We start from the raw sequence: 24,806 nt of genomic DNA on the forward strand, positions 1-24,806 counted from the left end.
CTGCCATGGTTGCCGTGTCATTGAAATGGCCCAATTGCTCGGGCCCCTAACATGTCCTTTTGCTTTGTTGTAAACCGGCAGAGACCTTCCAATCCCCGCTGATCTTCGGGCAACGGGAGAACCTGCTTTAATAACGGCCGATCGCAAGGAGACGTTTCCAGCCTTCCGCAAGATTGTTGTGGGCCCAATTCCAGTGGTCTTTGTTTTCATATTCCCGGAAGGTACATTCAATCCACAAGATCAGATCCAGATAAAAATCGTACATCACTCTGCGCCGCTGCTGGTTTTGGGTTGCGACGGCCATCCCATAGCCCCTTGAGAACCCAACGGATCGGTTGAAGCGGCCGAAATAAACCTCCATCAGCGGGTCGCCCCAAAGCGCTCTTTCGAAATCGATCAGCCCTGTTATTTTCCCATTCTCGACAAACACATTTCCATCCCATAAATCCCAATGCACCAGACGGGGCTGAACGACTTCCCGCAAAGCATCCAGATGCCGTTCGATTTCCGATTCCATAACCGCATTGCCCGCAGGCAGCTCGACTCCGGCATCTCTGCCATCAGCCAGCACGCCCCGGATCATCTGTTGAAACGCTTCCGCCCAGGAGTCATTCCACGATTCTTGCTGCAGAAAATATCCGAATTTCTCCCCTTGCACTTCATTGATCAAGCGGCTATAGACGCCAAGCTCAAATTCGATCGCGTCCTTCTCTTCCTGGGAAAGCGTCTCCTTAATTTTGTTGTAAGGAACCCCCGAAAGCCGCTCCATAATAAAATACTCCGCATGAATCAAGGTGCATGTATCGTCGTATGTGAGCACCTTGGGCACAGGCAGCGTACCGCTGTTGTCAAACAAGCATAGCGCCTCGACTTCCGTGCGCATCAAGTTTGCCTCATAGCGCATCATTTTGGTTCCCTTGAACGGCGCCACTTTTAGGATAACATCGCGTTCGTCACTTGTGGTGATCGCGTATGCGCTGTTTGCCCATCCATCCGTTAACTCTTTCATTTCGAGGACCCGGCTTCCGAAGGTTTGGTGAATAATTCGTTCCATATCACTGCCTATCAGCTTGGGTTTAATATTACTTTCCATATTATTTATCCAATCCTTCCATGAATTGAAAATAATTGACCACCCAAACAAACCTATTCGATATGAATTACCGGCTCATAATCGAACCAATCAAAGAGTGCAGGCGTACTCTGTTCTGTTTTGCAAACGGCATACATCGCAATGATTACTCCTGTAAAGCCGCCCGCTACCTCCGTTGAGAGCAGATGCGTTTCTCCCGAGCCCAACTCAAGGACATCGGATTGATTTGGCTGAATGGAGAAAACAAACCATTCCGGCTGAGCCTCAATCTTCAGCACGACCGGGCCTGTTGTGCAATCGTACGTCTGCTCCGTTCTCAATGATCCCACGGTCCGCCGGAATACGATCACCTTGCGTCCTTCCTTGAACTTTACGGTAAGATCATAATGATACTTATCGTTCATAAATACGGTAAGTCCGGCTTCCTCACCTTCACTTTTCGGTTCGAAATCGAGTAGGGCGGCTATGTTGCATGACAAATGGCGCAGACGCCGGCCCACAAAGGCGGGGGCGCCGGCATCGTCGAGCGACACCATATTCCCTCGCAGCACCAAATGTCCCGGACTTTCGTGGAGCGACCAACTTTCCGGAGTCGGATTCCGCAGAAACACCCAGTCAAAGCCTAGCGTTGTATCGTCAAAATCATCTCTGATTGCCTTATGCGGCCACCGGACTTCCTGCAGCTGCGGAGCCTCCATAACGGACTCGATACGCCCGCCGTTACCGATAATCGGCCAGCCGTCATCCGTCCATGACACGGGCCCCAAAAAAGTTTCTCTGCCCAGATGATGCCGCATCGGATAAGAAACAGGCCTGATTCCCAAGAAAACCGCCCACCAGCTGCCGTCATGCGCCTGTACCAGATCCGCATGCCCGGTTGCGTGTATGCTGCTCTTCAAGCTTCTATGAGACAAAATCGGATTATGGGGACACGGTACAAACGGTCCATAGGGGGCGCTGCTTCTCGCTATCGTCGCCATATGGCCGTATTCCGTTCCGCCTTCGGCGATCAGCAAATAGTAAAATCCGTTGATTTTGTAAAGATGAGGAGCTTCTGGGTACGCTCCGCCCGTTCCCCTCCAGATCAGACGGCTCTCTGTCAGCATGCTTCCGGTCAATATATCAATCTCGCATTGATAAATGCCGTAGCCTTCATTGCCGTCGCAAGTGGATTGAAAGTATACACTGCCGTCTTCATCGAATAATAGGGAAGGATCAATGCCCTTCTGTGCGACAGGTATTGGATCGGACCAAGGACCGTCCGGCTGATTGCTGCGAACAAAAAAGTTGCCGACCCCGCTCACATTCGTCGTTACCATATAAAACCAGCCGTCGTGATGGCGGATCGTCGGGGCGTAGATTCCTCCCGAGAGCCAAGTGTTTCCCAATGGCAACTGCTGCTCGGTTGTGAGACAATGTCCGATCTGGCGCCAATTGACAAGATCCTTGCTGTGAAATAAGGGGACTCCAGGAAAATATGCAAAAGAGCTTGTCACCAGGTAATAATCATCCCCGTTCCGGCAGATGCTCGGATCGGGATAAAAGCCGGGAATGACCGGATTCGTATACGGCATTTGGATTCTTCTCCTTGTTTGTGGGTCTGATGTAAAAGCGTATTCATCATTATTTATATAAAAAAATGAAGTTCTGAGATACCTGTGAAATTGATGTACTTTTCATAGAATAATTAGATATTACAGCTAAGGTCACATCTGCATCATTCTCTCCCGATGTTCGGCGTCGATTTCCCATATTCTCCCGCCAGCTCTTCGTCAGCGCACTCCGATTGTCGTTCTTTCCGGCTTTGCATTGTCCCCACCCTTTAAAGAGATAAAGAGCAGGACTTCACAGTCGCTGCTCTTCCATTCCTTCCGTTCTTCAGGGATTTACAAACTGCCACTGCAAGTTGGTACTGGGATCGCTGCTCCACTGCTTCAAGTCGGAGCCGTTAGCCGTATTACCGCCGCCATCCAAATAAAGACCGGTTGAAGCATTCTTGATCCTGTAATTGCCTCCGTATGCTTCCAAATTCCATCGCTGGTTGTAGCTGTCGCTGCTGCTCCACTGCCCGCAAATGGAGCCGTTAGCGGTACGGTACATACCGTCAAGATACAAACCTGTTGCAACATTTTTTATTTTGTAATAGCTTCCGTAGAATTCCATCACCCATTGCTGGTTGCTGCTGGCGCCGGTACTCCATTGGCCTGCATTTGAACCATCTGCGGTACGGCCCATGCCGTCAATATACAAACCTGTGGTCACGTTCTTCATTTTAGAAGTGTTCATGACACTCATGATCGCATCAATAATTCCTTGCTGTGTGACCGTATAGGTAGATCTGTTAAACAATCCAAAACCATAATTTCCATTCCAACCATTATCCCAAATAATCGGTACCGAACCGTATTTCCTGGCTGTTGCGCTTACCGCTTTTGCAAATGCCGCACGATACGTGTTATTCGTTGAATCATAGGCCGTTTTATCTATGGAACCGAATTCACCGACGACCACAGGATATCCTTGGGTTACGAATTTATCATACGTAGACTTCAGTTGCGAATCCAAATAATCTTCCTGTCCCCAAGTTGATTTTTTAGAAGGGTTGGTCGCTGTTGCTCCATATTGGGTGATGGTGCCGGATTCCTCACCGCAGAAGTCCCAAGGCGAGTAATAATGAACGGATATCATGATTCTTTTTTCAGAACTTGGAATCGCAGTTGATCTATAATTGTCTGTAGGAAGCACAAAGCCATAATTGCCTACTATATAATCAATGCTGGTATTCCAGCCGGGAATCAGAAGCCATCTTGCGCTATTGTTTCCTCCGGTTTGTCTTACGGTATCTACAAAGATTTGATTATAAGCATTAAGATTTGAATAGTATGTGGTGTTAGGCGTTTCCCACGTCCCATCAAATTCTTCGTTCATGGATTCAAAGATCAAATGCTCATCATAATTGACAAACGTACTAGCAATCTGCTGCCAGACTTTTTGATATTTGGCCCTGATCGTTGTTTGATCGTTTGAATTGACTAGCAGCCAAGAACCGGGGACTGAATTGTACCCGTCTCCATGAATGTTAATAATGACATACAAGCCTTCGTTGTAGGCATAGTCCACGACTGTTTTCACTCTGTTCAGCCATGCAGAATCAATCGTATAATTCGGTGCACTCCCTATCTTATTCAAATACGAAACAGGAATACGGATTGTTTTAAATCCTGCTGCTTTTACCCTTTGAACGAACGCCTGCGTGACATTAGGAGTGCTTTCGCTGGGTGTACCGTTGGAACTGAGTTCAAGCTGGTTTCCCAGATTCCAGCCCGCCCCCATTTCAAAAACAATTTGCGAAGCATTCAATTGCGTGAAATCGGCTGTTTCTGCAGATGCTGACGGAATCCGACCGGAAATGACAGTTGTAAACACCAATACCATGGCTAACAAAAAGATCCTGAAAGACTTTACTTTTGACGACATAAATAACACCTCCGTCTTCTTATTTTTGGTTCTTTTTAAACCAGTTCAACCAAAGAACTTCCAACCGGTAACAACCTTGTTCATCACCTCCTTTTCCATTAAGGTTCACTTTCAGCGAATGGCAAACGGGCTGTTCTGAACGATGGATAGCCATTCGCGGGCAATGAGTTCATGTCCGACCGCCGTCGGGTGAACGCCGTCCCATATCCAATAAGCGGCATCCATGCCGGACGAGGTCTTGTCGAACGCCTCTTGTAATGGAACGAATATCGCATCGTATTCCTCGGCCAACTGGCGAACGATACGACCGTAGTCATCGATCCGTTTTCGCCACTCCTCCCATTTTTCCTCCGTACACCCGACTTTCAATATAAATGGCTCGCACAAAACTAAGCCTGCGGAAGGAAGCATCTCCTTCGTTTCCGCCAGCAAATGCCGGTACGCTCTTTCGAAACGGTCGCCGCCCGAACAACCCGACATAATCCGCCAAACGTCGTTAACGCCGATCAGGATGCTGATCAGATCCGGCTTTAAGCTGATCGCGTCATCGTCCCAGCGGGCGTATAAATCCGAAACCCGGTTTCCGCTGACACCCCTGTTGATGAAATGCGGTTGGTTGTGGGCCAATTCGAAGCCGAGCTTGCTGGCAATGATAAAAGCATAGCCGTGTCCCAAAATGTGATTGGGATCCTCGTTGCGGTCCCGGTTGCCATCGGTTATGGAATCGCCTTGAAACAGAATCGTTTGTCGTGTTGGATTCATGATTGATTTTCCTTTCATTCTCGGATAAGGTTCTATTTCCCTAACCTAGCAGCCAGTTTCGGCAAGCTCTACAATCTCTACGGCGTATGGCTCCATGTCAAGCTCCGGTCCGATCTGTCTCTTGCTGAGAAGACTTGGATAAGCTTGACCGAGTGTTACAGTTTGCCGCTTCCGAGAAAGATTCAAAATGAACAAGTATCGCTTCTCTTTCTTCTTGCGAACCGAGATCTGAACGCCCTCCGGCAGATCGGGGTACAGTCCTGTGCCCGCATCCGAAGCGACCTCCCGGAAAAGGTCTATATAAAAGCTCTCCTCGGCAATCGTCCCCAAATAATAGACCTTGCCGCTTCCAAGAGAATGAACTGCAGCGGCCGGTTTGCCGGCGAAGAAGTCGTCTTCGTACCAAGCGATCGGTTCCGCGCCGGAAAGCTCCAAAATATCGCACCATTGCATGCATGTGTAAGTCTTTCCATTCTTCGCCCGAATGGTGTGGACGTCTTTGCCGATCGGGTCGTATTCCGACACGTACACTCCGGCCGCTTCGGCCAGAGGCCCGGGCAGCTGCTCCATCCGGCAAACGTTGTTCATGTTTTTAACGCCGGTGCGATTCGTTACAATCAAGGTAGCCCCATTTCGGACACATTCCTCCAAATGGCCTGCCACGCGCTCATCCAGCAAATAGAGAGAGGGGGCGACGATTAGCCGATATCCGCTTAAATCGGCTGTCGTATTCACCACATCGGTCTGAACGCCCAGCTTCGTCAGTGCGCGGTGATACAGCTTCAGATTGTCGAAATAATCCATTCCCTCCGCCTGTGGCTGAATCTGAAGCGCATTGTATTGATCGTGCGAATGGAGAATAGCCGCTTCGCCATGCACCTCCGATCCGGTCAGCAGTGGAGAGAGGCGGTTCACTTCCCCGCACAGCTTGCTATACTCCTCGAACCGGCGGCCCGGAACGTTACTGTGATCGATCAAGCCATGCCAGAATTGCTCGGCGCCTACGGTAGCGCTCCTCCACCGGAAATGCACGAGTGCATCGGCACCGCGCGATATGCACTGCCAGGCGAACGCCCGAATAAACCCCGGCTGCGGCGTTCGCCACATCGGGAACCAACAGCCGGGCGGGCCGCTGATCGTTTCCATGATCCAGAAGTTGCCCCTCTTAATCCCCCGGGTTAAGTCCAGCGTCAACGCCCCGCCGTATCCGTTCGTATCCGACTTTTCCGGACTTGTGTTCGGATAATAGTCAAGGGAGGCAAAGTCCAGCGAGTCGCAGAGTTTGTAATAGTCGAGGGACATCGGGTAGCTCCAAATATTATGGGTTACGAAATGACCTGGACACCGCTTCCGCAAAAGATTCACTTGCAACTGCTGGAATTCAACGACGGAATCCGTTTCGAACCTTTTCCAGTCCAGTAGATAAGACGGGTTTTTGAAGGAGGTACCGCCCAGCGGGGGCTTGATTTGCGACCAGCTGCTGTACTCCCCGCTCCAGACGACGGTGCCCCAAGCGCGGTTAAGATCCTCCAAAGTACCATACTTGTCCGATAGCCACTTCTGGAACTGTTCGCTGCAATTGTCGCAATGGCACTCGTTCAGAGCAAATTCGTTATCGATCTGCCAGCCGGTTACAGCCGGATGCTTCGCATAGTGCGAGGCAAGCTTGTCCACGATTTTCTCCGAATAAAGGCGCATGGAGGGACTGTTATAGCAACGGTGTCCACGTATCCCGGGATATCGGGGATGCAGCAAGGCATCAACGGGAAGCACGTCAGGATACCGCTCCACCAGCCAATTCGGCGGCGTGTTTGTCGGAGTTCCAATCACGACTTCGATGCCGCGTTGATGGAAAACGTCTATCGCGTCGTCCAGCCATGCGAAATCGAACCGCCCTTCCTCCGGCTCCATACGTGACCAAGCAAATTCAGCTAACCGAACCAGACGGACTCCCGTCTGCCGCATCAGATCCGCATCCTGATCCCACATGGCGCGCTCCCAATGCTCCGGATAATAATCTACACCCATTTTCATCATAAGCTGTCCTCCACTGATTGCTAAGCTAAGCAATGTTTCATTGTAAACCGTTGTTCCCGATTTCCGCACAAATCCTTATTTCGGCAGCAAGGAAGCTCCGCCGCAGCGCACGGGCGTTGGGCAGGACTCCCTTTTTCCCCAATCCATTCCGGCTTCTACGATGCTGTGCCCGTAATGCTCGTGCCGTTCTTCGTAATCGTGTACTCGATGATGGCGCCGCTCCAGAAGTGGAACTTCAGAATCACCGTACCATCGTTCACTTCTTTGAAGAAGCTTTCTGTAAGTGCGATTTCATTTGTAGCATAAGAAGGTTTGAATGTCCGGGCGAACTCTTTGTACGAAGTCCAGTTATTCGGACCTGCGTTGCCCCCTGCAGCGTACACAGCCTCCATCGTGGCAAGACGGTCGCCGTTGAAGGCAGTCGGAATCGCAAAGCTGTTGGTTGTGCCTTCCACGTTTTGCAGCACCGGCGTGTCATTGTACAAGACATGGAACGTCCAATCTGCGCCCTTGTTAAATTGGGCTTTCAATACGGCTACCTCGCCAAGTGAGGCCGATTCAGTCAGCTTGGCGATAAAACTTGCTTTGAGGGTCAGCTCTTCGCCGTTCAACTCATAATCTTTGCCTATTTTCAACTTATTGTCTCCGGCCAAGATACCGGTCAAAATATTGCCGTTCAAGTTCACATGGACTACGGCGTCTTGGGCCGGCGTACCTTTCCTGACAAAGATCAGATCGGATTCGCCAGTAGAAGAGCGGCCTTTCAAGCTGGCCATAATCTGATTGTAAAGCTCCGGATCGTCCCACTGAAGCGTTCTGCGGTCAAACCGCCCGCCGTTGTCCCACAGCATAAGGGCAAGTTTGTTCTCTATGGATTTAGAGGTGAAATACTCGATAAACTTCAACATCTCGCCATGCTCGGGCACACCTTCACTGATCGGCGTTTTCCAAGGTACAGCATCCCAGCCGAGCAGTCCGAATTCGCCAATGACAACAGGAATTCCTTTCGATACGAACGAAGTCGTTACATTGTTAATCATTGTATCGATATCTTTAATCGTGTCAGCCTCAAGCCTCGGGTAGCCCGCAATGTTTACGCTGAACGGCCAGAAGCCGTAAAAGTGAACCGTCACGATCAAATTCGGATCGTTCAGATCGGCAATCGTGCTTGAAAGCGAATCCACGTGCTCTTGCGAGTGATTCGTATTTAACGTCGGCAGCACGAGCGGACGAACGTCATTATTGCCTCCCGACGCTCTTACAATATGAACGAAGGATTTGTTGAGCTCATCAAGAAACGCGTGTTGCGTCGTCACATCAACGTTCTCAAAAAACGGTTCGTTGACGCTCTCGAACATCAGTTTGTCGGAATGATTCTTGAAGCGGTCGGCGACTTGCGTCCATATCGCATTATATTTGGCCAATGCTTCGTCGTGATTCGTCGGCATCTTGCTGGCCCACATCCAGTTGTCGTGATGAATGTTGATCATGACATACAGTCCCTCTTCCAGCGACCAGTCGACGACTTGCTGAACCCGGTCCATCCAGGCCGGATTGATCGTATAATCCGGTGCGCCTTCCATCCGCCCGCTCCATGTAATCGGAATACGGATGCTTTTGAAGCCCTGCTTCCTAATTTCCTTAATGAATTCTTTGGTTACGCGAGGGTTGCCCCAAGCCGTCTCATCATTTTTTGTCGGATCAGTTGTATCAAATGAATCAAATGTATTACCCAGGTTCCATCCGGGCTGCATTGCGCTGACATAAGACTGAATTTGGGTTTCTTTCGGGGAAGCAGCGGCCGAACTGACGGGTGAAAACAACGCCAGCAACAGGGCAACGATCATTGCGACCGACAGATATGATCTTTTTGTGCGCATAGAAATTCTCCTTTGGTTTCATGTATTTGGATTGATTCTGTAGATGTTTTGCTTGCCGCATATTTACTGATGCATCCCTGAATATCCTCCTCTGCTTGGAATAATTGGCACTGCTGTCTTTCGAGGAAATCAATTCCCCGAGACACTTGTGACTGCGCTTCGATGTTGTGTTTTTCATGCAACTCCTCATTGAACGCTTTATGTAAGCGGTGACATTTTTATTTTAACGATATGGCGTTTGTAATAATACTTCATAAAATCATCTAAAAATCATGTGGAAATTCAATATTTTGGATGCTGTCCTGTAAAATAACGCTTCACAACGGTATACGCCATTCGGATCGTTCGCCGACCACGGGTCAACGCCGGGGGAACGGTTCCGTAATAGCGCCGGCATGAGATAAGGGACCGACTCCATGGCGGCCCCCTCTCAATCGGATCGGTTCAACAAGCCGACGTTACTTAATGCCGCTGTCGGCTTTCAGCTTGACTTTGTCAGCTTTTACTCATTCCAAAGCTTCACACGCTCTTTCACCAGCCTGGTGAATTCCTGATTCAGCTTGTTAACGCCGGCTTTTTCCAGATCCTTCATGAAGTTGTCCCATACGGCGTCGAATTGGTCCGGCTTCACCAAAATCGCTTCCGGGATGCGTTTCTTCATAATGTCTTCGCACTTCTGGAAGAGGACGTTCACTTCGGAGCCGCTTTCCATGTTGATGTTCCACGCCGCGCCCCACGGTCTAACCGGGAATTCCTTCTCGGACGGCCACAGATCCTTGAAGTTCTTGATTTTGTAAGCAGCCAATGTCTCTTTGTCCGCTTGGGTGTATTCCTTCTCGATTTGTTCAGGGAAGACAGTGGTGTAATAGTTGCCCGTTGGGTCCTTCACGCCGTCACCGTAGCTCGGTCCCATTCGGTACATTTCAATACCGGTAGTTTGCTTAAATTTTTTGTTATCATTGATCTTCATCTTCAAAATGTCGTCCAGGATGACGTGCTTGCCGTTCTCCACCTTGTAATGCTTGCCTTCAATCCCCCAGTTGACCAACACTTGCCCTTCATCAGACGCCAGAAAATCCAAGAACTTGATGATGCGAACCGGGTCTTTGGCGCTCTTCGTAATCGAGATGCCGGTACCAGCCAAGTATCCGGTATCCTGGAAATCAGATCTCTTGTAGGTTTCATTCAAGGTAACCGGGAAGTGGGCGTAGGTTTGATCGAACTTGCCGTCTTTCTTCAGCAATGCTTCTTCATTGGCGTAGTCCCAATCCGCATCGATGAGTCCCAGAACGCGGCCGCTGGCAACCTTCGCCTTGTACTGGTCATACTTCTGCACGAAGCTCTCCGGGTCAAGCAAGCCGATGTCGTTCATATGGTTCAGCCATCGGAAGTATTCCTTCTCCTCAGGACGCAAGTAGTGGAACTTCGCCTCATAGGTTTTCGGATCAATGTAAAATTCGCCTTCATCCGGCGCGCCTGTCGTGGCAACGGCGGGGTTGGTGGTGGTAATCAAAATTTGCCATTCCCCTGCGTTCAGGGACAAGGGGATGATCGGCTTGCCGTCAGCTGTAGTCGGGTGCTTGTCTTTGTAGGCTTTGAGAGCGTTCTCGAAATCCTTCACCGTCTTGATTGGCGGGTAGCCAAGCTCCTTCACCACGGCATGCTGCAGCTCGAAGCCGGCGCCTGCCTTGAAGTACTGGTTGTTTACCCCAGCTGTCGGCAGGACATAAATGCCATGGTCTTCATTGCTCCAGCGCAGACGCTTCATGTAATCGCCATACAGCTTCTTAAGGTTCGGCGCATACTGGTCAATGAGCGGCGCCAGATCGATCAAAGCGCCGGCGTCCTTCAGCTTGCCCGCACTGCCCTTGGCAGCAACCATATCCGGATAGTCGTTGCTTGCCACCATCAGGGAAAACAAATCATCATTGCCGCCTACCGGGAATTGCGCCTTGATGGAGATGCCGGTTTTTTGCGTAATGAGTTTGCCGACTTCGCTCTGCATGTCGTCCCAGAGCGGATTGTTGTCGCCAGCAGCGAAACGGATCGTCTTGGGGGTAAGAGCTTCTTTGGACGATTCGGATACCGATGGCTTTGACGACGCCGCAGGACTGCTTGCGCCATCGGAATTCGGCTTGCTGCAGCCGGTGGCCGCCAACAAGGCGACGACCATCAGAACGCTTGCCACTTTCGTTGAGTTGACTTTCATGAAATACTGCCTCCCTTTTTTTAGATGATGAGTGAGGTAATGATTGTATTGAACAGGTTCCCCTGAGCCTACCGATGTCAATTAACTCTTGACCGCTCCCAACGTTATGCCTTTCACGAAGTACTTTTGCAGGAACGGATATACCAAAAGGATCGGAGCGGTGACGACCATGGTGATGGCCATCTGGATCGATTCCGGCGAAACCGCCGCCAAGGACTGCTGCTTGTTCGGGTCGTAGATATTGCGGCCGTTGTCCGTCGTGAGCAGAACCTTGCGGAGCTCGTATTGCAAGGTCGTATACTCCGGCTTTTGACCGTTGTACAGATAAGTGTCGAACCAAGAGTTCCAATGGTTGACAGCGATGAACAGCGCGATGGTAGCCAGCACTGGCTGGCACAAGGGAAGAATGACTCTCCAGAAGATTGTCCAGTCGTTCGCGCCGTCCATCTTCGCGGATTCCAGCAAGGCATAAGGCAGACCGTTAATGTAGGAGCGAACGATGAGAACGTTCCATACGCTCAAGATGCCAGGGATAATATAAACCCAGAATGTGCCTAGCAAGTGCAAGTCGCGAATCAGCATATAGCCGGGAATCAAGCCGCCGGAGATGTACAGGGTCATCACGAAGATGGCGGTGAACAACCGCCTCGCCTGAAACTCCGTCTTGCTCAGTACGTAAGCGACCATGGAGGCGGACAAGACGCCGACCACTGTACCCAAGACCGTTCGGATGGTCGAGTTGCGAAATCCGGTCAGCAGGCCCTCATATTGAAAAATCGTCTCGTAATTCCGGGTAGTTAACACTCGCGGCCATACGTGGATGCCGCCTTTGACGGTATCCGCGGAGTCGTTGAAGGAAATGGCCAACACGTTGATGAACGGATATAAGGTTGCAATCCCGATCATGATCAGGATGACATACAGGGAGATGTCGAATAAGCGGTCGGCTGTTTTTTTCTGCACAAGCCCTTGCACTGTGATTCCTCCTAAATGATCGTTTCTTTGGTGATTTTTTTATAGATGGCATTGGCCGTAAACACCAGGAAAATACTGACAACGGAATTGAACATCCCGATTGCGGTGCCGTAGGAATAACGGGACATCTGGATACCGTATTTCAAAGCGTAAATATCAAGCACCTCGGAGTAATCATTGACTAGCGGATTCCCTAGCAAGAACTGCTTCTCGAAGCCGATGCTGATCAGGTTGCCGATGGACAGAATCAGCAGTACCATGAAGGTGGGGCGGATTCCCGGCAGCGTAATGTACCACATCCGGCGGAACCTTCCCGCGCCGTCCACAGTCGCCGCTTCGTACAACTCCGGGCTAATCCCGGCCATGGCCGCAAGATAGATGATGGAATTCCAGCCGGTTTCCTTCCACATATCTGCCGATGTGACGATTCCCCAGAACCAGGTGGGCTTCGCCATGAACTGGATCGGATAGTCCGTAATGTGAAGCATCATCAGCAGTTGGTTCACCGCACCTCCGTCGGTGGAGAGCATCTTGCTGACCAAGCCGGCGACAACCACCCATGAAACAAAGTGGGGCAAATACGAAACCGTCTGAATGGTCCGCTTGAACAACTGTCCCCGCAATTCGTTGATCAGCAGTGCAAAGATAATGGGAACGGTAAACCCGACAATAAGCCCCATAATGCTCATTGCAAGCGTATTCCGCAAAACCAGATAGAACCGTTCGTCCGCGAACAATTCGTGGAAGTTGCTCAATCCCACCCACTTCTGTTGCAAAATATTCTTGCCAGGCTTATAGTTCTGGAATGCCATCAACCAGCCCCATAATGGAACGTAGTTGAATATAAGCAACCAGATGATGAAAGGCAATGACATGAAATACAAGTATTTCTGATCCAGCATGGTGTGAATGAAGCTTTTCTTTCGTTTTACCGCCGGAAGATTAATGACAGTTTTTGTTGATAGCGGTTGCAGCCCGGCTCCTCCTCCTTCTCTCTCTCTCTCTCTCTCTCTCTCTCTCTCTCTCTTGATCTTATTTTAACGCACCCGGCCTGACGCCAAAACCCACGAAATTCAACTATAAATCATATTAAAATAAGCGTTTTCAAAGGATTCAAAAAAGAAGGAGGCAAATGGCCCTCCTCCCGGAACATTTATGGCTATTCGTGCGAAGGGAGCGCCTTTGAACGAAGATGGGGACGCTGTATCCTATCAAAAATCAACATGCAGAACATGGCTGCACGGTTTCACCCCGAAGTGGTTTTGGTCAGTTTCATCTTATATCGGGACGGCGATTCGCCTATATACTTTTTGAATTTCAAATGGAAATAATCGGCGCTGGCGTACCCGACACGCGTCGCTACCTGGTGCACCTTGAGCCCGCCGGCCAGCAAATGTTTGGCGTTCCGGATTCGGACTTTGTCCAAATAGTTGTGAAAGGTGTCGCCCGTGAAGCTTTTGAACATCTTCCCCAAGTACCCGCTATTGTAATTGAATAACCCGGCGAGTGTCTCAAGCTTTAAGTTCTCAGCGTAATGACGCTCCACGAAATCAAGAATTTGCTTGATGGCAGACTCGCTGCTGAACGTGCTTATACGCTCCGTCAGTCCGAGCAACCTGTCCTCAAGCATCTGACGCAACGACCGAAGATCAGGCTGCTCATAAATTTCTGCGACTACCGAAAGGGCATCTTGTGTGGCGGTGAAAGCGGTATCACTTGTCTTCGACAGCTTGGTCAGTGCGAGCGATATCCATTGCGAGAAGGCTGTTTTCATCGCTTGCTCCGCGCCGTCGTACGCGGCGATCGACTGCCCCCCTTCATCCAGAATGCGCCGAACGGAGTCCTTACTGCCGATATCGAGCGCATAAAATAGCTTATCCGCCAAAGCGTTTAAATCGGGTCCAGTCGGCTCGTCGGCTCTTGCGCCGTTAGCGGCAAGGTTTAGCGGCGGACGCTTAAGGATGACCCTCCGTTCTCCGCGGAACAGGAACTCTTCCTTCAGCAGCCGGACAGCCTGCGAATAGGATAGACCGATGTCGCCGAGCTGATGCACCGGGTCTCCCGCCGCTGCGGAGAAGCCGCCGTTCAGTCCCAGAAGCGATTCCTCCAAATCCAGATACATCGAATTGGCCTGTAGCTTATTCGGCACCCTCTCATTCAGCAGAACGCCTACAAAGGGCTCTGCGGCGAATACAATGCCTGTACCCGACGACTCAAAACGCTCTGCCAGCTTTCTCCTGACTTCCGTCCGATCGTTGACATGACTGCCAAGCGGCGGATGCAGCTTCAAGAGCATTACCCGATACGAACACCAATCGAGCTCCGGCTCCTTCGGCTGTTCCATCGCCGTACGGTGACCCTCCTCATCATACATTAGCAGCGATACGATCTGATCCTCGAGCTGCTGCGCCGACGTCTGTTCCTTTATTTGCAGCGATCCGGAAGCCTCTTTCAGCACTCCGCCGATCCTGTCAAGCTCATTTTGTAATTCATCCGTATCTACTGGCTTGAGCAAATAGGCGTTCACTCCCCATGAAATCGCGCGCTTGGCGTACGAGAAATCGGCATGGCCGCTTAAAATGATAAATTGGCATTCCTTATCTACCTTGCGAATTTCTTCGATAACCTGCAGCCCGTCCACCCCAGGCATACGGACATCCATGACCATAAGGTCGGGCTTCAGCTCCTGGTGCCGGAGCATCGCTTCCCGGCCGTTGCCCGCCTCCCCGATCACCTCGAAGCCGTGCCGCTGCCAGTCGATAATCGCCTTCAAGCCTTGGCGTATCGCTTTTTCATCGTCTACGAGAATAACTTTATACATGTGAATCTCCTCCAATCGGTATCATGAAATGAATTTCCGTCCCTTCATTTTCCCGGCTGACGATGCGGAGTCCGTATTGCTCTCCATAAGTAAGGATAAGCCGCTGATGCACGTTGCGCAGGCCAATGCGATGATTCTTTCCATCTTCGGGGTCGTCCAGCGAGTAGATTAGCGCATTCAACCTTGCTTCCGGAATTCCGGCGCCATCGTCGGCAACAGTCACATACAAGGCGTCATCCTTAAGCTCCGTACGAATCCGTACGAAGCCCGCCTCTTCTTTATTCTCGATCCCGTGAATCACGGCGTTCTCCACCAGGGGCTGCACGACGAGCGGCAGAATCTGGATTTCGCTTGATGCCGGGTCGAGCTCAAGCTCGTAGACAAGGCGGTCATCGTAACGGAATCGTTGTATGGCCAAGTAACATCGGACCATATCCAGCTCTTCACCAAGTGTAATCGTACCGCCTCCGATCTCGAGGCTCTTGCGCATCAGTTTCCCAAGCACCCTGACGATGTCGGCAATATCCGCACTCCCCCGCAAATGAATCTTCATCCGTAGCGACTCAAGGGCGTTGAACAAGAAATGGGGATTGATCTGGCTGGCCATCATTTTCAGTTTGATTTCTTTCTGCTTGAGCTCCAGCTGCGCTTTTTGCCGGTTCGATTCGGTCACTTCCTCCATCAACTCGCGGATATTGCCGACCATATAATTGAATTGCCGTGACAGCTGCCCGATTTCGTCGTCACCATCAATCACTGAGCTGGCATGCAAATCGCCTAAAGCCACCTTATTGATTTGCTTGCTCAAGCGAAAGATACGCTTCGACAACAGGGAGGAAAAAATATAGATGAACACCAAGGCGATTAACAAGCTCATGATGATAATGAATAGTCCGAACATGCTGATCCGGTTCGCTCCCTTAACGATGCTTTGCACCGAAAACACGGATATGATTTTCAAGCCATTACTACTCACGTCCGGAATGAGGGACTCTATAATCAGCTTCGACGTTTCCCCGTTGTAATCGATTTGGTACGTGCCACTCGGTTTATCCAGCATTTCCTGGGTGATGTGAAAGTCGCGAATATGCTTGCCCACGAGGTCCGTGTTTTTGGCAGCATCGATATATCCGTTCCCATCGATGACCATCGTATCGAACTGCTCTTGCCTCAGAATTCCGTTCAGCTGCGTTGGGCTGATATCGATGACGAGCACGCAGGTCGTTCTGTAATTCGGAAAATAGACGCGACGCACGAGGCTCAGGTAAGCACTATCGCCTTTCGTTTCGTCTCTGATATAATACCATCCGATTTTATCCGAGTTCTTTATCGTCGCCTTGTACCATTCCGAATTCGCAATCGACGGCTCTGGCTGTAAATAGTACCAGTTATTCAGCAGCGTCGGATTATCCACGTACAACCGGATGTTGGTGATTTCTTTATACAGCCGCACGTATTGCTCGAACTCCCGATATTCTCTATAGGCCTCTACAACCGAATAGTTCGATTCGTAACGCTTATTGACGAGAACTTCCAATCGCGGGTCCGTCGCCAACTTATTAGAAATCTCGATCGACAGTTTCAATATCTCGCCGATGCGTGTCTTCACCTTCTCCACGTCGTTCGACGTTTGCTGGACCGCATCGTTAAGTGCCGTCTGGCGAAGCGATTGAGTCAGCAAAGCGCCCACGATCCCGACCGGAATAAAGACGACAAGGATGAATGAAATGATCAACTTCTTTTTCATGTGAATGTTGTTCGTTTTGTCTATCCACTTCATAAGCACCTTGCCCCCCCTTTTTTTGATAGCGTTTTCAATTATGTGAAATATATGATTTTATGCTTCTGCTATGGGGCTATATAATTATAAAAAAACTTTCGAAAGCATCCCACCCAGTAGATTCATCGAAATTTCATGTCAAAATTAGATATTTTTATCCTAACACAAAAAAATCGATGTTGCATTTTGGCCCGCAGAGACCCGGAACAGCATCTGGTTCCTTTGAGTATAAAGATGGCTTAATTTTGCGCCACATGGTTAACCCACTCCCATTCCGGAAGCCCCACAAAAAACTGCCGCACATGGAATCCACATGCGGCAACCTTCCTTCTATTCCTTGCAAATGAAGCGCCGAGCTGCAGTCGTCCCTCGAGACGATGGACGTCATCCGCCCTTGAAGGATTCCACGCTTGCCTACAAGTTCTGCTTAGGGGAACGGCCCAGCCCCAGATCTAGCCCCCCTGTATATGTTCAGTTAAAAAGAATGGAGCGTCAACCTGACAACATATGGCTTTTCATGCTCTTCACATTTCCCAAATGATAACCGGATAAAATTATATGCACCGTTGTTCCAAACATTGAAATCATGAACACCATTCTCTAGAAGGACCTGGTAATAATCACCTACAAAATCACCCGCAGTGTCCGTGAGCCCCTCAACCGATTTGGCATAGCTGCCATTTGCTACTCCGTCTGAATCGCCACAGGTGGTATATAGCAAATGAAGATTATGGACGCATGATGTGAGACTGACTCCAAGAGTTATGCCATCACTCGACGTAGGAGCGTTTGAAAAAGCTCCGACATAAGCGAACAAATCTATCATGCCTGGCGCGAGCACAGTCTTATCCAACCCGTTGTTCCAGGGACTCTCTGTGCCGGTGATTCGCGTCGAATCATGTCGGTAACCGCCGAGGATCAGATTCAAGACTTGCATTCCCCCCATCGAAAGCCCGGCGATCGCTCTGCGCGTGCGGTTATATATGATTCCCTCATGTGAAGTGACTGTTATATCTGCGTAGGTCTTGTAGTTTGATTCTATAAATGGAATCAGATCATATCTCAACTCATAATCGAAGTAATAGAATCCCAGCATATTGGTTCCTTCGGAATTGAAGGAGCTATCCGTCCAGTCGTACGCGCTTCTTCCGTTGGGAAATACGACGATCAGCGGATCGATATCGCCGTTTATAATAAGATTGTCAAGTATATTGCAAATGATAAATCGTCCGTCAACCTTACCGTTACTACTTAACCATTCATATTGATCCCCACCTACTCCATGAAGCAAATACAATACATTATATCTAACAGTAGTGTCGTTTGGGTCATAACCCGCAGGCAAGTAGACGTTGCATTTCTTCAATATGGCATCTCCCGCAACGGTTTCTCTTCCTGCTTCACTGATATCGATGCTCCGATCCGTTACAAGCTGTCGAGACAAATGAATATAGTTGCCTACCTTATAGGAAACCTCCTGAACCGTTCCTTGAAGCTCTTCATTAACTGACATAAGATATTTGGAAGGCACTGCCGTCACATTCATGCTTTTCATGGTTCATTATTGTCCCTTCGGATGTATATTTTTTCCACCCCAAAACAAAGCTGCCGCACATGAAATCCACGTGCGGACAGCCTTCCTTCTATTCCTTGCTGGCGTTATTGCACCTGTTGAGCATCCAAAATCCTAATGATGATAACCGCCGCTTCTGCGCGGGTGCTGAAAGCCTTCGGCTTCAGTGTACCGTCTTCGTAGCCGTTCAGCACACCCTTGGTTGTCAAAGCCGCAAGCAGTCCTTGGGCCCAGGCGGAGACGTCGCCGCTGTCCTTATACTCCAAACCGCTGGTAGCAGATGCCAAATGTGCGGCACGAGCCAGGATTGCGGCCATTTGTTCCCGGGTGATGTTGTCATACGGGCCGAAGGTTCCGTCCTCATAGCCGACTACAATCCCTAGGGCGGATGCTATTGCAATTGCATCCTTCGCCCAGTGGCTGCCGGTATCAGAGAACCCAGCTCCGCCTGTTGCCGTCAGGTGGAAAGCTCTGACGATCATGGATACGAACTCGGCTCTTGTTACAGCTGCTTCAGGCCGGAATGAACCGTCTTGGTAACCGTCGATCACACCGGCCTTCACAAGGGCTTGGATCCCTGCTTCGGCCCAGTGTCCTTTAATATCGGTCAAGGCCGGAACCTCGACATGTGCTGACTTTTCTGCCGCCAATACCGCAAACTTGGTGAAGTGCGTCACACTGCCGGAAACGGTGCCTTTCTTCCGGTCGACCTTAATGTCGTCCAGTTTGACCCACTTGTCAGTTTCTTCATTGTACCAGTACAATGCCACCTCATGTTCATCATCCAACAAGCCAGTCTTGAACGGCAGGGTAATCGTGACTGGTTTCTGGAACGCTCCTTCCACGTCCTTAGTAATCTCGTACACATCTCCAGCCAGCTTCAAATGCGGGTCGTTATTCAGCTTCGAAGGATCACTCAGCTTTTTGACGACCACGATAACGTCTTTGCCAATGGCTCCGGCCGGTAAATCAATGGTCACCCCATTTTGTTCGACCTTGCCGCCCTTTTGGACGTCCACTTTAAAGAATTCGTCCGGTGTGGGGCTCGAGGTAGAACCGGTCTGGGACGGTGCAAGCTTCGGCTCAAACGTCAGAACGCCGAATCTCGAGGTATTCTGATAGGATTGACCTGTCGGGTCGTTCCATGAAAATACGCTTTCCCGGCTTCCGCTGTCCTGAGCATTATTGACTTGGAGGTCGAATCCGATCATGGTTCCTGCAGCAGGAGTGATCGTATCCAGCGCGATTGCCGTTTCTACAACGTAGCCTCCATCAATGAGATTAGTGGCCGATGTATAGTTGTCTTGGGTTGCATGACCTCCAACGGTCTTCACGTTCTTGAAGTTGATTCGGTATTGGCCGTCGTCGATTTGGTAGCTATCCGTTTTTCCGTTGTTTTGGTCAACGAAGATTTCAATCGAATCCTGCTCCCATGGGTTCGCGTTAGCATCGTTCAATTTGCTATCTTGCACGACGGCATAAACATAAAGGTTATGTTCATCCCACATCGTACGGATTTGAGCTTTGGCGACTGCGTTGTTATGTTGTTCTACCATGACGTTGGTGGAATAAACCGGTGCGTTCGCCCACGTGCTGTCCAGTTCACCGTCGATGGTGGGGGTTCCGTAAACAGCTTTTCCCGCCTTGGTAGCATCAATATAAGTCAAGACCCCGTAACCTGCTGTATCGCTGTCTTGGACGTTCCGTGGATCGCTCCAGGACACGATGACGCCGTTGCTGCCATGCTCCGTACCATCATTAGTTCCCATGTCGGTCACTCTTACGTCAAACTTCATTTGCTTGCCTAAGGTGCCTGCCAATGGGATCGATGCTTGCACTACATAACCGTCGGTGGTTTCCGTAATATGAGCATCATTTCGTGCGAATGTATACTTCTGGATTCCATTGTTATCTACGAAGAGATCGATTTTATCCGTTGCGGTTTTGGTACTGTCTTTGACTGCTACACGGGCATATAGGTTATGGTCATCCCACAACGTTTTCACTTGAGCCTGCAGCGTACCTGCTTGTTGGGTCTTGATTGTCGGAATCGTATTCCAAACCGAATCTAAAGCGTTTACAGGTGTGCCTTGAGCTGTGAGTGCTGTTTCTGGAGTGATGGGAAGATGAGTAGGCGTTACCGTCTTTACTGCCTCGATCATTCCCCAATACGCGTATTTCGCTTGATGCTTCACGTCAAACGGAAGTGGGGCATCTTTACGGATGATATTATTGAAGTTGTCCAGCCAGGTATGATCGTCTGCAATCCCCCATAGCGTAACATTGCTGATCCATCCGTCAGGATTATATGCTGGAGTGTTCGGGTCGGCATGTTTGCCCTCGTTGTCCAGTCGAACCAGCTCTTGGAACAATTGTTTGTAGCGGTACCCTTGTTTAATAAGCATGTTCTCGTCAAAGCTGGTTGTTGAGCTACCCGTATATACGGAAACGTCAAGCTCTGTGATCTGATTGTCGAATCCGGCTTCTCCGAATTTCCGGATGGAATCGGAAATTTGTTCGATAGAGGGGCCGCCGATGCTGATGTGCGTTTGATGGCCTACACCGTCAATCGGAATTCCCTCTTTTCTCAGCTTCGTTACCAAATTAAACAAGAAATCGCGTTTGACCGGATCCTGCGTACTATAATCGTTGATATACAGCTTAGAGTTCGGGAACTCTTGCCGAGCAACTGTGAAAGCTGTTCGGATGAAGTCCAGGCCAGTCAGATTATACCACTCGCTCTTCCGCATGCCGTCCGCCTGTCCCGGATCAATGACTTCGTTTACAACATCGATGGCATTGATCGGTACTTCCATGTCAGTGAAGTGACGCGCAACGGCTTGGATATAAGTCGTGAGACGCTCCAGCACCAGCTGTTTATTCTCAGGTGTTGCTGCAAGCGGCTGGCCTTGGGCGTCCTTAAACATCCATTCCGCAGCTTGCGAATGCCAAGCAAGAGTATGCAACCGGAAATTCATATTGTGATCCTTGGCATACTGTGCAGTCTTGTCTGCTTCCGTCCAGTTCCATTGCCCTTCTGTCGGTTCCAGAGAGCCCGGCTTTGTGGCGTTCTCGGCGACGATGGAACTGTAGTGATAATCCAGAAGTGTGTGGACATCGGAAGTAAGCTGGTCGCCAGCCACCGCAGCACCGATCTTGAAGTTGTCCGCATAGACGTCCTTCAAATGATCAATATCCGTTTGAATCGGCTTTGGTCCGGCTACTTGGCCCACATTGGACAAATCGAAATCGTCCATATAGAAGGATCTTGCATCACTATACTGGTCGGCCACTTCCACGTATGCATTCAAAACAGTCGGAGTGCTTGTTAATGTGAACGTGCCGGTCAACTGTATCCATTGATCAGATGTCACCGTCACGTTGGATGAAACATTGGCATAAGAACTGTCACCGCTTTGTACTGAGAGCCGCAATACAGTGGGAGACTGCCCCGAAGCCATTTTTACCCATGCGGACAAATTGTATTTGTTGCCCGCAGACATGTCCCCAAGGACGTTAAGCAATGGTCCGTCATATTGCTTTGTTACCGTGGTCAGTAAGCTTTTGGAGCCGCCTGTGGTGTGATTGTCAGCCGTCGATATATCGATATTGCTTGGGCCGTTTCTGCGTACCCAGTTCCCTTGCCCGTCCTCAAAGATGGATTGGATCCCGATTTGGTCAATCGGCGTGACGTCCGTTAGCGATACTTCATCGATATAGAGATCCTCCGTCGTGGTGGAATTATTCGACTCAACCCATATTTTGAACCCCGTGGTATCGCTCGGGAGCTGGTACCCCTTCCATTCAAAGGTGGTCCATTCTGTGGAACTAACCGATTTATCCCCTACCAGCCAAGGATATTGGTTAGTCAGCGAGACGGCGGCGACATTAGAAGCGATATGAAAGGTGTCGGTTCCTGCTCCGAGTTTAAGCTTCAGCGATAAATCGTACCTATGGCCGGGTTTCGTCAACGAAGTCAAATCCAAGAACGGGCTGCTGCTACTTGCAGCACGGTTCGTCATCGCCAAGGACTTGGATCCTTCGGAATATGTTGTTGACGATATGGCAACGCTTCCGTCCCCTTTCCAAGGCACCTTTTCCCAGCCGCCTGTTTGGCCATCTTCAAAGCTTTGGGACAAAACCACCGATCCGCTGGCTGCTGCCTCCAAAGGCGCTAGCAGCTGGGGGGCGATCATCCCAAACAGCAGCACGATTGCCATCCATACATTCATTTTCTTTCTCACAAGCATCCTCCTCTTTCTTGCAATCGCTTACAATCTATTCCAATTTCATTTTACAACTTAGGTAATTGGCTTCACATACTCAAAATAAAGAATAATCCCCCCTCAATTATGGCGTAGAATGTATTAAACATTAGTCCTCTTACTAATAAAAAGAAATCGTCCCAAAAGGTCATAAATTGACCTACGGGACGACCCTTTGTCGATGACTTACTGCTCTGACTTGCCTAATTCCAACAGCCGGCTGACCGTCACAAGCTCATAGCCATGGCCTTGGCCCCCGGAGCGGCGATGACGCTCCAGATCCAAAATTGCTTATCCGATTACACGCCAGAATGCTTGTTTAGGCTGAAATTCCCAATCGAACAGAAACGGCCAATTCTTTCGGCCGCGAACTGGGAAGTTGTCCAACCAGGTATAGTTGTCAGCCGCTCCCCAGAACGTTACCGACGTAATGGCATCCTGATATTCCTTAAAAAGCCCGAAGATTTCCTCGTACCGTTGCTGCTGCAGCTCCACCATTTGCTCGGTGGGCACCGTCAGATCGGTCCGTCTATCGTCAAAGTGGAACATGGAAAGATCCAACTCAGTGATGTGAAGCTCCAGATCGAGGGATGAGTAAAGCTCGATTGCTTGCCGGATTTCTTCCAGGGAAGGACCATGGATGTTCCAATGTCCCTGCATGCCGATTCCGTGGATCGGAACCCCCTTCTCCTTCAAGGAACGGACGAGATTATAAATCTTATCCCGCTTGACCGGCTCCGTCTCGTTGTAGTCGTTATAGAACAGAAGCGCATTCGGATCGGCTTCATGTGCTGCCTCGAAGGCATAGCGGATATAATCCTCACCGAGAATCTCCAGCCATTTGGTACCTCGCATCACCAGTTCCGCCTTATCTTCGATCGCCTCATTGACCACGTCCCACGCATAAACTTTCCCCTTGTAACGACTAGCTACCGTACGGATATGCTCCTGCATCCGTAAGAGAACCAGTTCTCTGCTGGCTGGACCGCCGGAAGGGCTTTCAAACACCCAATCAGAGGTTTGATTATGCCAGACCATCGTATGCCCCCGGACGGCTATCCTGTTCTGCCAAGCAAAATCCATTATTTCATCCGCCGCTTCAAACGTATACCGATCTTCCTCAGGATGGATCTCCTCGAACTTCATCTGGTTCTCCGCGGTAATACTGTTATAATGCCGAGCGATGAAATCCCCCTCGGATCGGATGGTCTTCGTGCTAACGGCGGCCCCGATTCTGAATATTCCGTTAAAAGCCTCGTGCAAATTCGGTACCTTGTTATTCATGGATTGGCAAGCCTCCTCATCATATCCTGTTTAAACAGGCCATCTATGTTATATGATATAGAATCTGAATACACTTACCATTCACAGATTAAAGGTCTCTCCCCCCTATTCTTAAAAAGCATTAAAAATTGGATGCGATGTTTCCAGTAACACTCATATGAGAAAAACGGCTTTCGCGGTCTTCAGGTGAGAGTTTTTATAAATGTTGATGCAAAGTAAGCTACAACACGCGAGACGCATATGCTTTTGCTTTTGCTTTTGCTTTGCTCTTGCTTTTGCTTGTCCGTGTGTTGTTGCACTTTGTACAACATTTGGCAAGCTAATCCGCTATTTTCACGCGATTGTTGCAAAAAATACAACAATTCTGATCCAAAGTGGTCCATTAGAGTGAGTTAAAGCTAAATTGTTGTACAACATACAACATCCTGAGCTTTTCAAGAAAAAGCCAAAGAAATTGTTGTACGTTATACAACTTGTAAATCTAATTTCCCTATTTCTCTCAAAAATCAGAACCAGAGACAAAAATCAAAATATAGAAAAACCAAACACAGAAAACCGAAGTCACTTATGAAGCATCATGTCACTATCCTTAATTTCACTCAGCATTAGCACCTTGCGCAACAATTTTTGTGCGCTAGCGTCCGGTTGCA

15 protein-coding genes are annotated in these 24,806 nt (G+C 49.6%); all 15 read right to left on the minus strand.

Going from position 1 to position 24,806, the window contains the following annotated elements:
- Window positions 1–127: 127 nt before the first annotated feature.
- The 15 genes from ASG85_RS27490 to ASG85_RS27555 all read right to left on the minus strand — a co-directional run bounded on the left by ASG85_RS27490 (window position 128) and on the right by ASG85_RS27555 (window position 24,156).
- A complete protein-coding gene (locus ASG85_RS27490; RefSeq protein WP_057305757.1) occupies window positions 128–1,093 on the minus strand; it encodes an aminoglycoside phosphotransferase family protein in 966 nt (321 codons plus the stop codon).
- A gap of 53 nt (window positions 1,094–1,146) precedes the next feature.
- Complete coding sequence (locus tag ASG85_RS27495; RefSeq protein WP_057305758.1) at window positions 1,147–2,667, minus strand: glycoside hydrolase family 43 protein; 1,521 nt, start codon at window positions 2,665–2,667, stop codon at window positions 1,147–1,149.
- A gap of 304 nt (window positions 2,668–2,971) precedes the next feature.
- Window positions 2,972–4,570, minus strand: a complete 1,599-nt coding sequence (locus ASG85_RS27500) for a cellulase family glycosylhydrolase (protein ID WP_057305759.1) — start codon at window positions 4,568–4,570, stop codon at window positions 2,972–2,974.
- 111 nt (window positions 4,571–4,681) lie between these two features.
- Window positions 4,682–5,332 (minus strand): SGNH/GDSL hydrolase family protein, encoded by a 651-nt coding sequence (locus ASG85_RS27505; protein ID WP_057305760.1) that lies wholly within the window; start codon window positions 5,330–5,332, stop codon window positions 4,682–4,684.
- A 45-nt stretch (window positions 5,333–5,377) separates the two neighbouring features.
- Window positions 5,378–7,438, minus strand: coding sequence for a beta-galactosidase (locus ASG85_RS27510; protein WP_321166609.1), 2,061 nt, complete (start codon window positions 7,436–7,438; stop codon window positions 5,378–5,380).
- Window positions 7,439–7,524: 86 nt separating this feature from the next.
- The gene (locus ASG85_RS27515; protein ID WP_060648360.1) at window positions 7,525–9,249 is read right to left on the minus strand and encodes a cellulase family glycosylhydrolase; all 1,725 of its coding nucleotides are present in this window, start codon (window positions 9,247–9,249) and stop codon (window positions 7,525–7,527) included.
- A 259-nt stretch (window positions 9,250–9,508) separates the two neighbouring features.
- Window positions 9,509–9,667: a hypothetical protein gene (locus ASG85_RS38250; protein WP_156396858.1), complete on the minus strand. Its 159-nt coding sequence runs from the start codon at window positions 9,665–9,667 to the stop codon at window positions 9,509–9,511.
- An 84-nt stretch (window positions 9,668–9,751) separates the two neighbouring features.
- Window positions 9,752–11,458, minus strand: a complete 1,707-nt coding sequence (locus tag ASG85_RS27520; RefSeq protein WP_060648361.1) for an ABC transporter substrate-binding protein — start codon at window positions 11,456–11,458, stop codon at window positions 9,752–9,754.
- 81 nt (window positions 11,459–11,539) lie between these two features.
- On the minus strand, window positions 11,540–12,364 hold the full coding sequence (locus ASG85_RS27525; protein WP_082588281.1) for a carbohydrate ABC transporter permease: 825 nt from the start codon (window positions 12,362–12,364) through the stop codon (window positions 11,540–11,542).
- 80 nt (window positions 12,365–12,444) lie between these two features.
- Complete coding sequence (locus ASG85_RS27530) at window positions 12,445–13,335, minus strand: ABC transporter permease (RefSeq protein ID WP_082588250.1); 891 nt, start codon at window positions 13,333–13,335, stop codon at window positions 12,445–12,447.
- 344 nt (window positions 13,336–13,679) lie between these two features.
- Window positions 13,680–15,254: a response regulator transcription factor gene (locus ASG85_RS27535; RefSeq protein ID WP_060648364.1), complete on the minus strand. Its 1,575-nt coding sequence runs from the start codon at window positions 15,252–15,254 to the stop codon at window positions 13,680–13,682.
- Window positions 15,247–17,034 carry a sensor histidine kinase gene (locus ASG85_RS27540; protein ID WP_060648365.1) on the minus strand — a complete coding sequence of 596 codons (1,788 nt, stop codon included), beginning with the start codon at window positions 17,032–17,034 and terminating at the stop codon, window positions 15,247–15,249. Before ASG85_RS27540 ends, ASG85_RS27535 begins: the two co-directional genes overlap by 8 nt.
- Before the next feature lie 475 nt (window positions 17,035–17,509).
- Window positions 17,510–18,589, minus strand: coding sequence for an alpha/beta hydrolase (locus ASG85_RS27545; RefSeq protein ID WP_060648366.1), 1,080 nt, complete (start codon window positions 18,587–18,589; stop codon window positions 17,510–17,512).
- A gap of 104 nt (window positions 18,590–18,693) precedes the next feature.
- The gene (locus ASG85_RS27550; RefSeq protein WP_060648367.1) at window positions 18,694–22,851 is read right to left on the minus strand and encodes an endo-1,4-beta-xylanase; all 4,158 of its coding nucleotides are present in this window, start codon (window positions 22,849–22,851) and stop codon (window positions 18,694–18,696) included.
- Window positions 22,852–23,163: 312 nt separating this feature from the next.
- The gene (locus ASG85_RS27555; RefSeq protein ID WP_060648368.1) at window positions 23,164–24,156 is read right to left on the minus strand and encodes an endo-1,4-beta-xylanase; all 993 of its coding nucleotides are present in this window, start codon (window positions 24,154–24,156) and stop codon (window positions 23,164–23,166) included.
- Between the last annotated feature and the right edge of the window lie 650 nt (window positions 24,157–24,806).

Source organism: Paenibacillus sp. Soil724D2 (assembly GCF_001427935.1).
GTDB lineage: Bacteria > Bacillota > Bacilli > Paenibacillales > NBRC-103111 > Paenibacillus_E.